This is a genomic window from Acinetobacter calcoaceticus ANC 3811, assembly GCF_000399665.1.
Taxonomy (GTDB): Bacteria; Pseudomonadota; Gammaproteobacteria; order Pseudomonadales; family Moraxellaceae; genus Acinetobacter; species Acinetobacter calcoaceticus_B.
Genome location: NZ_KB976986.1, coordinates 3,298,734 through 3,312,647 on the forward strand (window position 1 = coordinate 3,298,734; position 13,914 = coordinate 3,312,647).

General features: G+C 40.5%; 10 protein-coding genes and 5 tRNA genes. 6 read left to right on the forward strand and 9 right to left on the reverse strand.

Translation table 11 applies throughout. The features are described from left to right. Nucleotides 1-110 precede the first annotated feature (110 nt). The 5 genes from F935_RS16725 to F935_RS16745 all read left to right on the forward strand — a co-directional run bounded on the left by F935_RS16725 (nucleotide 111) and on the right by F935_RS16745 (nucleotide 7,407). The gene (locus tag F935_RS16725) at nucleotides 111-497 is read left to right on the forward strand and encodes a cation efflux protein, CzcI-like (protein ID WP_171068119.1); all 387 of its coding nucleotides are present in this window, start codon (nucleotides 111-113) and stop codon (nucleotides 495-497) included. Between the two features lie 54 nt (nucleotides 498-551). Next, nucleotides 552-1,967, forward strand: coding sequence for a TolC family protein (locus F935_RS16730; RefSeq protein WP_016139964.1), 1,416 nt, complete (start codon nucleotides 552-554; stop codon nucleotides 1,965-1,967). A gap of 2 nt (nucleotides 1,968-1,969) precedes the next feature. Then, entirely contained in the window at nucleotides 1,970-3,187 is a 1,218-nt protein-coding gene (locus tag F935_RS16735; RefSeq protein WP_016139965.1) for an efflux RND transporter periplasmic adaptor subunit, read from the forward strand. Continuing rightward, complete coding sequence (locus F935_RS16740; RefSeq protein WP_016139966.1) at nucleotides 3,177-6,335, forward strand: efflux RND transporter permease subunit; 3,159 nt, start codon at nucleotides 3,177-3,179, stop codon at nucleotides 6,333-6,335. The genes F935_RS16735 and F935_RS16740 overlap by 11 nt, the downstream gene beginning before the upstream one ends. Nucleotides 6,336-6,465: 130 nt before the next feature. Beyond that, a complete protein-coding gene (locus F935_RS16745) occupies nucleotides 6,466-7,407 on the forward strand; it encodes a cation diffusion facilitator family transporter (protein WP_016139967.1) in 942 nt (313 codons plus the stop codon). Nucleotides 7,408-7,425: 18 nt separating this feature from the next. Here F935_RS16745 and F935_RS16750 read toward each other — a convergent pair whose 3' ends face one another. Beyond that, nucleotides 7,426-7,764 (reverse strand): hypothetical protein, encoded by a 339-nt coding sequence (locus F935_RS16750; protein ID WP_016139968.1) that lies wholly within the window; start codon nucleotides 7,762-7,764, stop codon nucleotides 7,426-7,428. Nucleotides 7,765-8,038: 274 nt separating this feature from the next. On the opposite strand from F935_RS16750, the gene F935_RS16755 reads away from it, so the two are divergent. After that, complete coding sequence (locus tag F935_RS16755) at nucleotides 8,039-8,986, forward strand: hypothetical protein (RefSeq protein WP_016139969.1); 948 nt, start codon at nucleotides 8,039-8,041, stop codon at nucleotides 8,984-8,986. A 90-nt stretch (nucleotides 8,987-9,076) separates the two neighbouring features. Here the strand turns inward: F935_RS16755 and F935_RS16760 are convergent. The 8 genes from F935_RS16760 to gltX all read right to left on the reverse strand — a co-directional run bounded on the left by F935_RS16760 (nucleotide 9,077) and on the right by gltX (nucleotide 13,798). Beyond that, nucleotides 9,077-9,152, reverse strand: a tRNA-Glu gene (locus tag F935_RS16760). A 31-nt stretch (nucleotides 9,153-9,183) separates the two neighbouring features. Beyond that, nucleotides 9,184-9,259, reverse strand: a tRNA-Glu gene (locus F935_RS16765). A gap of 31 nt (nucleotides 9,260-9,290) precedes the next feature. After that, nucleotides 9,291-9,366, reverse strand: a tRNA-Glu gene (locus F935_RS16770). Nucleotides 9,367-9,487: 121 nt separating this feature from the next. Beyond that, nucleotides 9,488-10,387: a lipase family protein gene (locus F935_RS16775; RefSeq protein WP_016139970.1), complete on the reverse strand. Its 900-nt coding sequence runs from the start codon at nucleotides 10,385-10,387 to the stop codon at nucleotides 9,488-9,490. Between the two features lie 118 nt (nucleotides 10,388-10,505). Next, a complete protein-coding gene (locus tag F935_RS16780; protein WP_016139971.1) occupies nucleotides 10,506-11,927 on the reverse strand; it encodes an amino acid permease in 1,422 nt (473 codons plus the stop codon). Nucleotides 11,928-12,055: 128 nt separating this feature from the next. Then, a tRNA-Glu gene (locus tag F935_RS16785) sits at nucleotides 12,056-12,131 on the reverse strand. Between the two features lie 25 nt (nucleotides 12,132-12,156). Next, a tRNA-Ala gene (locus F935_RS16790) sits at nucleotides 12,157-12,232 on the reverse strand. 57 nt (nucleotides 12,233-12,289) lie between these two features. Next, nucleotides 12,290-13,798 (reverse strand): glutamate--tRNA ligase, encoded by a 1,509-nt coding sequence (gene gltX / locus F935_RS16795; RefSeq protein WP_016139972.1) that lies wholly within the window; start codon nucleotides 13,796-13,798, stop codon nucleotides 12,290-12,292. Nucleotides 13,799-13,914 lie beyond the last annotated feature (116 nt).

Below are 13,914 nucleotides of genomic sequence, written 5' to 3' on the forward strand. Positions count from 1 at the left end.
AGTTCTAAATTAAAAAACGGTGATTTATGAATCGAGGTTTTGTAATTTTATTACATGCCTAGAGCCTGTTATAGTGCTTCTGTTCAACTTTTTAGTTTAATGGTGTGCTTTTGCCACGTTCCGCAATTTTTATGTCCGTCTTGTTTAGTTTGCTCATATTCCAGAGTTTATGGAATGTGGCAGCTGCATTTTGTGCGCATGAAAATCAGGAAAAAGCATTGCATCATTTCGGGCATCATGCAGCTTTGAATGTAGATCAAGCTGATACTGAACAGAAAGATGCCGGAAATACTTCTCATAAAGCACCTTTAAATTTGCAAGATCATCATGATCATTTACCTTCATGTTTTCATGTGGTGATGACTGAAGTTACAAAGCAAGCTGAAGCGCCTGTAATCCATGTGCAGGAACTTTCACAAATTTATCACTGGTCTAATTCTTACCAGTCGCCCCATCTTACTGCTTTAAAACCTCCTCCTGTTTTAACCCCGCTATAGGTGGGGTAGCCAAAAAAAAGCCCACCGCATCTCTTATTTATTGCGGGGCAAAACATGTCTTCTATTTTTTCAAATCGAGTGAGTTCTACTTCTCACTTAGAAAGTAACGTTCAGATAACGTTAAAAAAGGCTTTAACCATCTCAAGCCTATCTATTGCCATGCTATTGGCTGGGCAAGTAACGATGGCTCAGTCTGAGATTCAACAAGAACGTTATATTCAAAAAGCAGCGTTTACTTTTGACCAAGCCTTAGAGCAGGTACAAAAATATCAAAGTCAGCAAGGTGTTTGGCAAGCACAGCAGCAAATGGCTGAGGCCAATTTAAAGCAAAGTCGTTTATGGGCCAACCCAAGTCTTTCCATTGAGCAAACGGGCTTCCAAAGTGATCAAGAAAAAGAACTTGCGATAGGTATTTCTCAGCCTTTAGATATTTTTGGACAACGTAAGGCTGCGCAAAACTTGGCAAAAGTGGAAATATCAAAAATTGATTTGGCTGAGCAGCGTTATCAAGCTGAGCTTGGATTAATCGTTAAATATTTCTGGTCACAAGTGGCTTTGCTTGAGCTTGAACAGTCTCTCATTGCAGAGCAGCTAGAGGTGAGCCAAGAAAATTTACTAGCATCAGAAAAGCGTTATCAAGCAGGAAGTATTGCGCAAGTTGATGTAGACCGAGTGCGGATGTCTCACTTGGAAAATCAGCGTTTATATCAACAAGTCGATTTAAAACTACAAGTTGCGAAACAACAATTGGTGAACTTATGGGGAGGTGGCTCAAGTCAGTTTCAGTTATTCCAGAGTCCAAATCAGTTATGGACGCTGGCAGCGAATGTAGAACCAAGCCAAGATGCGCAAAATAATTTGTTAGAGCGTTCTTTCCAGTTAGATGCTCTTGCACAGCAAGCCAATATTCAACAGCTTAAAGCGAAAGCAAGACCACAACCTACTGTAACTTTGGGTGTTAACAACACTCGCTCTCCAGAACAGAGTACTGATAACCAAATCCGTTTAGGTGTGGAAATTCCTTTAAATCTTTTTAATCGCCAGCAATATGGAATCAAGATTGCTCAGGCCAAACAAGAGCTATCTCAACGTCAGCAAACCTTTTATCGACAGCAAAATCAGGTTGATATTGAAACCCTAATATCAGAGTTAAAAGGGCTGCGCATCCAGTTTAAACAACTGAATGATCAGCAAGTTCCTCTTGCTATTCAAGTTCAGCAAAAAACATTGCAAGGTTTCCGTTTGGGTAAGTTCGCCGTTACCGATGTTCAGCAAGCCACTATGCAATTGCAAGACGTGCGCTTACGTAAAGTCGAGCTATTAAAACAGGCTTGGCAAAATTCAATTGAAATTCAAAGTTTGCGTCTAGGGTTAGAACCAGAACAGATCATGGCGAAAGATGCCTTAATGCAGCTCAATCAACGTGCTTGGCAACAAAGTCAAACATTCCCAACTCAGACAGGAGAATAAAAATGTCGGTAAATTTAAAGAAAAATTCTCAATGGCTTTGGGTTGGGGTGATTGCTGCAATCACTGCACTATTAATTGGTTTACTGGTTTTAAATTCAAAAAACAAATCTAATTCTTCTGAAGCATCGGAAGGTCACGGGCATGCTGAAGAAGAGGGTGAAGAACACCATGAAGAAGGTGAAAAACCACTGCTACTCACTGCTCAGCAAATGCAGGAACAAAATTTAAAAATTGAACAAGCTGAACTAGGTGAAGTTCCTCAACTTCAAACTTATCCAGCAAAACTGGTTGTGAATACAGACCGACAAGCCCATGTCTCACCAAGTTTTAGTGGTCGTGTCGAAGCGGTATATGTTGAATTGGGGCAACAGGTTAAAAAAGGGCAAGCTCTCGCAAGCTTATTGGTTCCAGATTTGGTCGATCAACAAGCGAATTTGCAAATTGCACAGTCTAATCTTGATTTAACGCGTCAGGACTATGAACGTGAGCGTAGCTTATGGTCTCAAGGAATTTCTGCCAAACAAGATTATCAACGAGCTTATAACGCCTATCAGCAAGCCCAAATTCAAGTTAAAGCAGCTCGCTCGCGCTTAAGTGCGTTCGGGGCGGGTTCGGGTTCAGGAGGACGCTACACTTTAACAGCGCCAATTGCTGGTATGGTCAGTAATAAAGATATTGTAGTAGGTGAAAACGTACAGTTGGCAGACCAGCTTTTTATTATTAATCAGCTTGATCAATTGTGGCTTGAGTTTATTTTACCAAGCACCGCAAATCTGAATTTACAGCCAAATCAGCAGATTGAATTTAAATCTTTGCAAACAGGGAATGTATTTAACGCTCAAGTCCAAAGCTTAACAACTGAAGCTGATGCTCAAACGGGGCGTTTACAAGTGCGTGCCAAGGTCTTGGCAAATAGTAGTGAATTGCGTCCAAACTTAATGGTTAACGTGGAGTTAAATTCAGGTTCAACACAAAAAGTGACCCGTGTAAAAGCTCAGGCGATTCAACAAGTCGAAGGTAAAGACGTTATCTTTACGCCAAAAATGGTCAAAACAGGCTTTGAATTTGAATCTGTCACTGTGCAGTTGGGGCAACGTTCTAAAGATGGTCAGTGGGTCGAAGTTGTAAAAGGTATTAATCCAAACCAGCGTTATGTTGCAGAAGGCAGCTTCTTGTTGAAATCCGAACTGGAAAAGGGAGAGGCGGAGCATGGACATTAATAAACCTGAGCTACCCAAACCAGAAGGACTGTTTGACAGAATTATTCAGTTTGCTATTCAAAATGCTATTTGGGTGATGTTATTTGTACTGACTTGGATTGGAATTGGGATCTGGAGTTATCAAAAACTTCCTATTGATGCAGTTCCAGACATTACCAATGCTCAGGTCCAGATTAATACTCAAGCAAATGGATATACCGCCTTAGAGGTTGAACAGCGAATTACCTATCCTATTGAAAATGCGATGGCTGGAATTCCTAATCTGGAACAAACCCGTTCTATTTCACGTTATGGCCTTTCTCAAGTAACCATTATTTTTAAAGATGGGACAGATATTTATTGGGCAAGACAACTGATCAACCAGCGTTTACAAGAGGCGGATGGACAACTTCCCGAATCAGTTGATCCAGTCATGTCTCCTGTTTCAACAGGTTTAGGTGAAATTTACCAATGGGTTGTAAAAGCAAAATCTGGTGCTAAAAAAGCAGATGGCACGGCCTATACAGCCATGGATTTACGTGAAATTCAGGACTGGATTGTACGTCCTCAATTGCAGCGTGTGAAAGGCGTAGCCGAAATTAACAGTATTGGTGGCTACAATAAAACTTATATTGTGTCGCCTGATTTAAAACGTTTGCAGCAGCTTCAGATTTCAATCAATGAATTTCAAACTGCTCTGCAAGAAAATAATGAAAATCGCGGTGCAGGTTTTATTGAAGAAAATGGAGAGCAACTCACCGTTCGTGTGCCGGGCATGTTAAGTAGTGTTGAAGATATTCAAAACATTACTGTGAGCACCAAGAATGGGTTACCAATTCGCGTGGCCGATGTGGCAAATGTTTCTATTGGGCATGATTTAAGAACAGGAGCTGCAACTTACAATGGTGAGGAAACGGTTCTTGGCATTGCCATGATGATGATGGGCGAAAATAGCCGTACCGTTGCTCAGGCGGTTGATAGCAAAATTAAGGAAATTCAGCCTACATTACCTAAAGGTGTGGAAATCGAAACGGTTTATGACCGAACAAGTTTAGTAAACAAAGCAATTGCAACCGTACAGAAGAACCTTGTTGAAGGTGCCATTCTAGTTATTGTGATTTTGTTTATTTTTTTAGGAAATTTTAGAGCCGCTTTAATCACAGCCTGCGTTATTCCACTTTCGATGTTATTTACCCTGACAGGGATGGCTGAGCAAAACATTAGTGCCAACCTCATGAGCTTAGGAGCGCTTGATTTCGGGATTATTGTAGATGGTGCAGTTGTTATTGTAGAAAACTGTATTCGACGTCTAGCAGAAGCACAGCATGCTTTACATCGACCACTTACACGAGCTGAGCGATTCAAAGAAGTTTTCCTTGCGGCAAAACAGGCCCGTCGACCGCTTATTTTTGGGCAAATGATTATTTTAGTGGTTTACCTACCTATTTTTGCCTTATCTGGTGTTGAAGCCAAAATGTTCCATCCAATGGCTATGACTGTGGTGATGGCATTATTAGGTGCCATGATTCTTTCTGTGACATTTGTACCAGCGGCAGTTGCTCTTTTTGTTACGGGTGAGGTGAAAGAAAAAGAAACACGTTGGATGTTGCTTTTAAAGCAGAAATACCGAGATGTCCTTGATCAGGCTTATCAACTTAAGATTGTGGTTGTTAGTTTTGCATTAAGTATTTTAGTGCTTACAGGCGTGTTAGCTACCCAAATGGGTAGTGAGTTTGCTCCGCAACTTAGCGAAGGTGACTTCGCCTTACAGCAAATGCGTTCACCGAGTACTGGGCTCGAGCAATCACTGCGAATGCAGGAAAATACTGAAAAACTCATTTTGAAAAACTTTCCCGAGGTAAAAGCTGTTTTTGCTCGAACAGGAACGGCTGAGGTTGCAACGGATGTGATGCCGCCTAATATCTCTGATGCGGTCATTTTACTTAAACCGCATGATCAATGGCCGAACTCTAAAGAGACGCTAGCTGAGCTGCGTTCACGTATGGAAGCTTTTTTAGCGACATTACCCGGTAATAACAGTGAGTTCTCTCAACCGATCGAGCTGCGCTTTAATGAGCTAATTTCAGGGATTAGGAGTGATATTGGTGTCAAGGTTTTTGGCGATGATATGCAAGTACTCAATGAGCAGGCTCAAGCACTCGCTCAGAAAGTACAAAAAATTTCAGGCGCTACCGCGGTTAAGGTAGAACAAACGAGCGGTTTACCGGTGCTAAGTGTTGAAATTAATCGACCTCTAGCTGCGCAATACGGATTATCTGCAAAAGCCATTCAAGATATTGTGGCGGCAAGTGTCGGTGGACAAAATGTTGGGCAGATTTTACAAGGCGATAGACGATTCGATTTTGAAATTCGCCTCGAAGACCAGCAACGTACTATTCAAAACTTAGCTCAACTTCCGATTCAGCTACCAAATGGTGGACTGATCCAGCTTCAAGATGTCGCTAAAGTTGAGCGTACCTCAGGTTTAAATCAGGTGGGACGTGAAAATGGTAAGCGCCGTGTCATTATTACTGCAAACGTAGAAGGCCGTGACTTAGGATCATTTGTTCAAGAGTTAAGAACAACACTCGCAAAGGAACAACTGCCAGCGGGTTATTGGTTGGAATATGGCGGTCAATTTGAAAATCTAGCTTCAGCTGCTGCGCGAATGAAAATTGTTGTTCCGTTGGCGCTTGCTATGATTTTCATTCTACTCATGGCTGTATTCCATAATGTTAAGGAAAGTCTGTTAGTGTTTAGCGGCGTGCCTTTTGCTTTGTCAGGTGGTCTTATTGCCCTTTGGCTAAGAGATATTCCGCTTTCAATGTCTGCGGGAGTCGGGTTTATTGCTTTATCAGGTGTCGCTGTTTTGAATGGTCTGGTGATGCTGAGCTTTATTAAAGAGCTTAGAGAAAAGTTTGATATTCAAACTGCAACATGGAATGGGGCGATCTTGCGTTTAAGACCTGTACTCATGACGGCTTGTGTCGCCTCACTTGGCTTTATTCCAATGGCTTTGGCTACGGGAACTGGTGCAGAAGTGCAACGGCCTTTGGCAACGGTAGTAATTGGTGGCATTATTTCATCTACGATATTAACGCTGGTTTTATTACCAGTCATTTATCGATGGATGAATGAAGGTAAGGTGAAAAGCACTGGGCATTCATAATGTCACCGATTTGAGATATCTTTTTTGATGACAGAATCTAAGTCAAAAAAGTGTTTGAAGAGGTAAAAATAATGATGCATTCATCGTTACTTTTACCTCACCATAAAGATAAATAATAAGGAGTCCGCAAATGGGTGGACATCATGGTCATGATCATAGTCATGCTGTAGTGACTGAAGGTAATGCTAAGAAACTAACGATTGCTTTAGCTCTTACTACAACATTTTTAATTGTGGAAGTAATTGCTGGTTTAATCACGCAAAGTTTGGCATTGCTCTCTGATGCTGCGCATATGTTTACAGATGCAGCTGCTTTAGCAATTGCTTTGGTTGCCATTCAAATTTCCAAACGCCCTGCTGATAATAAACGTACTTTCGGTTATCAGCGCTTTGAAATTCTGGCTGCATTATTTAATGCGCTCATGCTTTTTGTGGTGGCAGTTTATATTTTATATGAGGCTTATATCCGGTTCTCTAAGCCACCTGAAATTCAAAGCGTAGGTATGCTCATTGTGGCGACCATTGGTCTGGTGATTAACCTCATCTCAATGAAAATTCTAATGTCGAATGCCAACTCTAGCCTAAATGTGAAAGGTGCCTATCTAGAAGTTTTAAGCGATGCACTAGGTTCGGTAGGCGTTATTATTGGCGCAATTGTTATTTACTTCACCAACTGGTACTGGGTCGATACGATTATTGCGGTACTGATTGGCTTTTGGGTGTTACCTCGTACATGGATTTTGCTTAAACAGAGCATTAATATTTTGCTCGAAGGTGTACCAGAAGAAGTGGATATTGAGAAGTTGCGTATAGATTTGCTTTCGTTAAATGGTGTGGATAGTATTCACCAACTTAAAGTATGGGCAATTACTTCTAAAAATATCCATTTAACGGTGCACTTATTTGCGCCTCAAGCGGACCGTACCAAGCTCTATCAAGATGCTGTTGAAATGCTTTCTCATGAACATGGGATTGCAGAAGTAACATTGCAAATTGAAGACGATGCCGAGATCAATTGTCAGCATATTGCTCCACATGAACATGCTGACGAAAAACATTCACATCAGCATTAAACTGATGTGAATAATGCATTAGATTTCCCACTCGTTATTGCAGTCACGACATTTCCAGTGTTTTTGTGACTGCATAAACGCTTGCATAGACAGTTTAAAGTCTGGCAAATCACGCCAGAACATAAAACCAGCCCCGACAGTTACAACAAAAACAACTACCGTTGCAATTTGAAGAGAGCTACCTGCACCATTGCCAAAAATCCACATAAAAATGCTAATCACAACCAAGAGTAAAAGCATAAAAATTGCAGGAATTAAGATAACCAGACTTTTAGGAACTGCTGGTTTTACGCTGTTAATGCTTTGGCTTACAGGCATAATTTTAACACTTTGACATTGAGGGCAACGGTATTGCATAGGAACTCCACATTCAGTTTGAATCTATTCTAACGGAAATGTCGAAAAAGAAAAAAATTTGTAAGATATCGCTGAAATGCTTTGAACTAGCAAAAAATTACTTATGAATAAACAAAGAAATATAAAAAACTGATGATTTATGCGTACACATAAAAATTAAAATAATATTGTAGAGCGTGCTAATCTACAGAAAAATGAAGTGTAATTCGCACTATAAATGAGCTTAAATACTCGTAAATAGGACGTGGAATAAATATAAAAAGGAGAGAGGGACTTGGGTCAACAAGATGACAATGAGTCGAAGCCTACAACGACACCATCGGTTGTAGCCACCCCAGATACCGTAAAACCGTCATTATCTCGTCGATTACTGCATAAGACATTGCAACATGCCCAAGATGCGGTCGGGTTTGCTAGTGATACGACACGTAATATTGCAGAGGTCGCGGATGCTGCATTAGATGCGCTCGACCAAGTGACTACCCACACCAGACGTGGAGTTGTTGGAATGACAAATCTGGCAGCAGGCACTGTACGAGATATGGTGTCTGAAACCAGTGAAACAGCGCGCCAAGTTGCGTTGATCATGGCACGTACATTTTTGGGAAAAAGTACCTTAACGCTATATTTGCCTGAAATGCTATTAAACAATCAAATTCGTAAGCGCATAGACCGCTCTGAAATTGATGATATTAAAATCAAGTGCGGCAATGATAGCTTTCAAGTCGAGATAGATGGGCATTACCATCGTTTCATGTATCGTTTAAGTTTAGATTTTAAAGTATTGGAATGTCGTATTGGGCAGGAAAAATTTTTGCGCCTACGTCAAATGGATGAAAGTCTCGATGTCCAGATTCGCCATGGGGGAACACTATCAAACTGGGCTGTACGCCGCATTGGTCGAGTTGGTTTTGAAGTCGTAAATATGTTACCGATTCCATCACTCATTAATCATTTGATTGGTGATATTCCTGGTATCCAACGCGATGGCCACCGTATGTGGTTTATTGACCTAGAGCAAGCAGGATTTATTGACTTTATTAATAACCGTTCATGGATGGTTGAAAAGCTTTTGAGTTTGACGGATTTTAGTATTTTACCAGGTTTGAATATTTTGAGAGAAAGCCGAGAACTGGTCCAGCAATTGGTAGATCAATTTGAAATTAGAGGACTACGGGTACAGTCGGGTCGTCTTGAAGTACAAGTTGGAATTGCGAGCTAATGGAGTATAGGAAAAGCTAGTCATTGATTGGCTTTTTATTTTTTAGGCAAGAAAAAAGCCACTGACATTATGCAGTGGCTTTTTAGAATTTGGCGTCCCTACGGGGATTCGAACCCCGGTTACCGCCGTGAAAGGGCGATGTCCTAGGCCTCTAGACGATAGGGACATATGTGAGGCATACATCTGAAAAAAATTACTGGCGTCCCTACGGGGATTCGAACCCCGGTTACCGCCGTGAAAGGGCGATGTCCTAGGCCTCTAGACGATAGGGACATATGTGAGGCATACATCTGAAAAAAATTACTGGCGTCCCTACGGGGATTCGAACCCCGGTTACCGCCGTGAAAGGGCGATGTCCTAGGCCTCTAGACGATAGGGACGTTTCAGAGGTGGGCGTATATTAGGTCGATTTAATAAAAGTGTCAAATAGTTTTCTGAAGAAATATTAAAAAAAACAGTCAAGCGATTAAAAATAACTCAAATTGTAGAAAATATATACATTTAGCCCTCATTTTTTTGAAAAGGTTCAATAATTGCCTTCATAACGGACGGATGTTGTAAATATCCTAAAATCTCATGTGGCTGGTTGGCGAAGGTGAAAATTTTCTGATTAATAATAGGGGGATCAAAGTTAAATGGAGCCTCACATAAAGGAAATGCAGTCAGAAAATCATCTTGAGAGTAAAAATTAAACCAATCACCGTGAATACATGCTGGCCTGACAATTGGAATCGGAAGCTTACTTTGAATAACCCGAAAAGATAAAGGAGAAGCCAACGTTATAAATCGTTTAATCGAAAACCGGTAGGCAGGGTTTGAAAGTAGGTTAAAAGCAATAACTGAGCCCAGAGAGTGCGCAACGACAATATAATCATCTTCTTCTCGCATTTTCTTTAAAATCCGCTCATTCACTTCCTCCATAAATTCAGGATTAGACAAGTACATATAAGTTTCAATCAGAAACTGCTGTATCAAGCTCTCATGCAATTTAGGGAAGTTATTTAAAAGAACTACCAATTCTTTGAGTACACGGTCCTTTACGAGCTGGGAAGTGAGATAAAGGCGTTCTGAAAAGCTTTTTTCAGCTTGGTCAGTTGCTGGTAGCAATAAAGGAACAAATGGAGTGTGTTCCTTGGTAGGAGGATTGCTGTGATGTAAATGAATGGGTAAATAATTATTTAGAAATGACTTGGGTAATAAAGTATTTAGGTCTAATTGATTGCTTAATTGATATTTAGTCATTAGATCGCCATAAAATGGCATGTGAATATGAAGATCGCGCACGTTAACTTTGCAAGGCATCTGTTTTAGGCCAAGCTTAAATACTTTTAGCCAATGCTCTTTTAAGCGGTGAGCAGTGTAATTCTGTTGATTCATCCCGTGGATAAATATAATTTTCATTCTATACAAGGAATTGTTTTTAATATAAATTTTAATCTACAACGGTATGTTATATAAAACCAGTATATAGACAAAAAAAGTGTAGCTTTTTGCTACACTTTAATTCAATAAAAGGGATTTAGACTTTATTGCGGTAAAAAATAAAATAGCTGACATAACATAAAGCTGTAAAAATTAAACAGCCCACAAAACCAGCACGCATTTCAGGGTCTGCTGCCATACTTAAACAAGTAATAAAGCAGAAAATAAAACCTAAAATCGGCACGATAGGAAATAATGGAGCGGCATATTGTAAGTCTTTAACTGTATGGCCAGATTTGTACCATTGGCGACGGAAATTAAATTGACTTAAACAAATGCTCATCCAGACAATAACCATCGTAAATGCAGCAACGCCAAGCAGATTTTTAAAGATAGTCTCTGGTGCAAATTGCTCTGATAACAAACCAGGAATTGCTCCAAACATTGTTACAACTAGGGCAACAATCGGTGTTCCACTTTTTGAAAGCGTGGCAAATACGCTAGGTAATAATTTTTGTTCTGACAGTGACCACATCATACGCGAAGCGGCGTAAAGTCCTGAGTTTGCTGCTGAAAGTAGGGCGGTAATAATTACAAATCGAATAATGTCATCCGCATATGGAATGCCAATATAATTAAATACGGTAACGAAAGGACTACTACTTACGCTTTCACTGCCTAAACCTGCAAGCTGGAAGGGAAGCAAAGCGCTAATAACAATAATGGTTCCGACAAAGAAAATAAGAAGGCGCCAAATCGCAGCGTTAATTGCTTTGGGTACATTTTGAGCCGGATCTTTGGTTTCACCTGCTGCCACACCAATTAATTCAGTGCCTGAGAAAGCAAAGTTAACAATGAGCATGGTGGTAAAAATAGGAATTAAACCGTGTGGAAACCAGCCTTGAGCTGTAAGATTGCTAAATAGCGGTGCAGTTTGGCTACCATGAAAAGGAATTAGACCAAAAATTGCTAATAGGCCGAGCACAATAAAAGCAATAACGGTAATGACTTTAATAAGAGCTAGCCAAAACTCAGACTCAGCAAAAATGCGAGTTGAACTAATATTTAAACCAAAAATAGTGATTGCAAAAACAATTGTCCAGATCCACATTGAAATATGTGGGAACCATTCCTGCATGAGTAACGCTGCGGCTGTGAATTCAGTTCCAAGCGTTGCAGTCCAAGTTAGCCAGTACATCCAAGAAATCATATAGCCTGTACTAGGACTAATATATTTTTTAGCGTATGCACCAAAAGAACCTGAAACAGGCATGTGTACAGCAAGCTCTCCTAGGCAGAGCATGACCATATACGCAATCGCACCACCAAGAATGTAGGCAATAATTGCGCCAATAGCTCCAGTTTGTGAAATGACTTCCCCTGAACCTAAAAAGAGACCAGTTCCAATAGCTCCGCCGAGTGATAGCATAACAAGATGGCGAGTACTCATGGCTCTTTTTAAAGGTGCAGTACTGTTCTGATGCTGATGAGCATCTAGTTGATTGTCAGATGGCTGCATATTACACATTGAGAGAATTAAGAAAGACGCTATTTTAGATAAAATAGACAAATGTGCAATCTAGAAAGAGATAAAGAATAAACAGTAAGATGACGATAGAGTCTTTTTATAATTTTTAAATCAGAATATGGCGTCCCTACGGGGATTCGAACCCCGGTTACCGCCGTGAAAGGGCGATGTCCTAGGCCTCTAGACGATAGGGACTTGATGAGGCGTACACAAAGGAGCGTGGTGGAGTCAAGCGGGATCGAACCGCTGACCTCTACAATGCCATTGTAGCGCTCTACCAACTGAGCTATGACCCCAGTTTGTGTGAGCGCAATATTAGGGTTAATGCGCTCACACGTCAACAAAAAAGTGAATTAAGCTTCGCTAGTTGCTTCATTTTTCGGCAATTTTAAGCTTTCATTGAGTTTTTCCCAATTTTTAACTTCTTTCTTGCTTGGTCCACCCACAATTTCTAAAGCGCGACGTAAACGAGCGAAAGTTAAATCAGGCCCAAGAGTAACCATCGACTGCATTACAGGTGTTGAGCTGGTTGAACCCGCAATAGCGATAAAGAACGCTGGCATGAAATCGCGTAATTTAATCTCCATCTGGTTCGCAAGATCCATTAGCGTTTGGCTAACAGTGTCGTTATTCCAAGTAAACTGGCCTTCAAGACGCCAAATTGCAAATTGTAAACTTTGACGAACCTGTTCTTGAGTCAATTTTTTACTTTCAAACATTTCCGCAGTAATTTGTGGCATATGGTTAAAATAGAAACCAGCCCAATTCACTGCTTCTGAAAGTAAATTAATACGTGGTTGAATAGCGGCAGCAATATCTTCTAAAGTGCTGCGATCACTTTTCCATGTTAATAAACGGTCTAATAATTGGCCAGGGGTTAAACCTTTGATCCATTGACCGTTAAGCCAGTTTAATTTTTCAACATCAAAAATTGGGCCACCTAGTGAAACACGTTGAATATCAAAGCTATCCATCATGTCTTGTAGCGTAAACACTTCACGCTCATCTGGCATTGACCAACCCATACGGCCTAAATAGTTTAACAAGGCTTCTGGTAATACACCGATGTCACGGTAGTAGTTAATTGATGTCGGGTTTTTACGCTTAGATAATTTTGATTTATCTGGGTTACGCAACAATGGCATGTGACAAAGTGTTGGCATTTCCCAACCAAAATATTGGTAAAGCAACTGATGCTTTGGTGCAGATGGAAGCCATTCTTCACCACGTAATACATGAGTGATTTCCATTAAATGGTCATCAACCACGTTGGCCAAATGATAAGTTGGTAATCCATCATTTTTAAGAAGAACTTGCATGTCGACTTGTACCCAAGGAATTTCAACTTCCCCGCGTAATAAGTCATTAAATTTACAAATACCTTCTTCAGGTACTTTCATACGAATGACATGGGGTTCGCCGGCTTCTAAGCGACGAGTCACTTCTTCTTGAGAAAGTTTTAACCCGCGACCGTCATATTTCGGTGTTTCACCGCGTGCTTGTTGCTCAGCACGCATCTGGTCTAATTCTTCTGCTGTAGCGAAACAATAAAAAGCATGACCTTTTTCAATAAGTTCTAATGCGTATTGCTTATAAATTCCCATACGTTCAGATTGGCGATACGGTGCATGAGGACCACCTACATCTGGACCTTCCGACCAATTTAGACCTAACCAACGCAATGAATCCAAAATCATTTTTTCAGATTCTGGTGTAGAGCGAAGTTGGTCTGTATCTTCAATTCTTAAAATGAATTCTCCGCCATGTTGTTTCGCAAAACACATGTTAAATAAAGCGATGTAGGCAGTGCCGACATGGGGAAAACCGGTAGGAGAAGGTGCAATACGAGTACGAACTTTCATAGGTAATGGGTCAAAATAAAAATTGAAACTATTATAACGAAAAAGCCCAGTATTCTGACGTTTTATTTAACATCAGACTGGGCTAAAACTGAAACGAAGAGGGGGTGTTTCAGGTT

What these genes read in the sequence shown, in the direction of transcription:
- F935_RS16775 (WP_016139970.1), bottom strand. Translation starts at nt 10,387, where the DNA reads ATGAAAATTATATTTATCCACGGGATGAATCAACAGAATTACACTGCT.
- F935_RS16735 (WP_016139965.1), top strand. Translation starts at nt 1,970, where the DNA reads ATGTCGGTAAATTTAAAGAAAAATTCTCAATGGCTTTGGGTTGGGGTG.
- F935_RS16730 (WP_016139964.1), top strand. Translation starts at nt 552, where the DNA reads ATGTCTTCTATTTTTTCAAATCGAGTGAGTTCTACTTCTCACTTAGAA.
- gltX (WP_016139972.1), bottom strand. Translation starts at nt 13,798, where the DNA reads ATGAAAGTTCGTACTCGTATTGCACCTTCTCCTACCGGTTTTCCCCAT.
- F935_RS16780 (WP_016139971.1), bottom strand. Translation starts at nt 11,927, where the DNA reads ATGCAGCCATCTGACAATCAACTAGATGCTCATCAGCATCAGAACAGT.
- F935_RS16740 (WP_016139966.1), top strand. Translation starts at nt 3,177, where the DNA reads ATGGACATTAATAAACCTGAGCTACCCAAACCAGAAGGACTGTTTGAC.
- F935_RS16750 (WP_016139968.1), bottom strand. Translation starts at nt 7,764, where the DNA reads ATGCAATACCGTTGCCCTCAATGTCAAAGTGTTAAAATTATGCCTGTA.
- F935_RS16745 (WP_016139967.1), top strand. Translation starts at nt 6,466, where the DNA reads ATGGGTGGACATCATGGTCATGATCATAGTCATGCTGTAGTGACTGAA.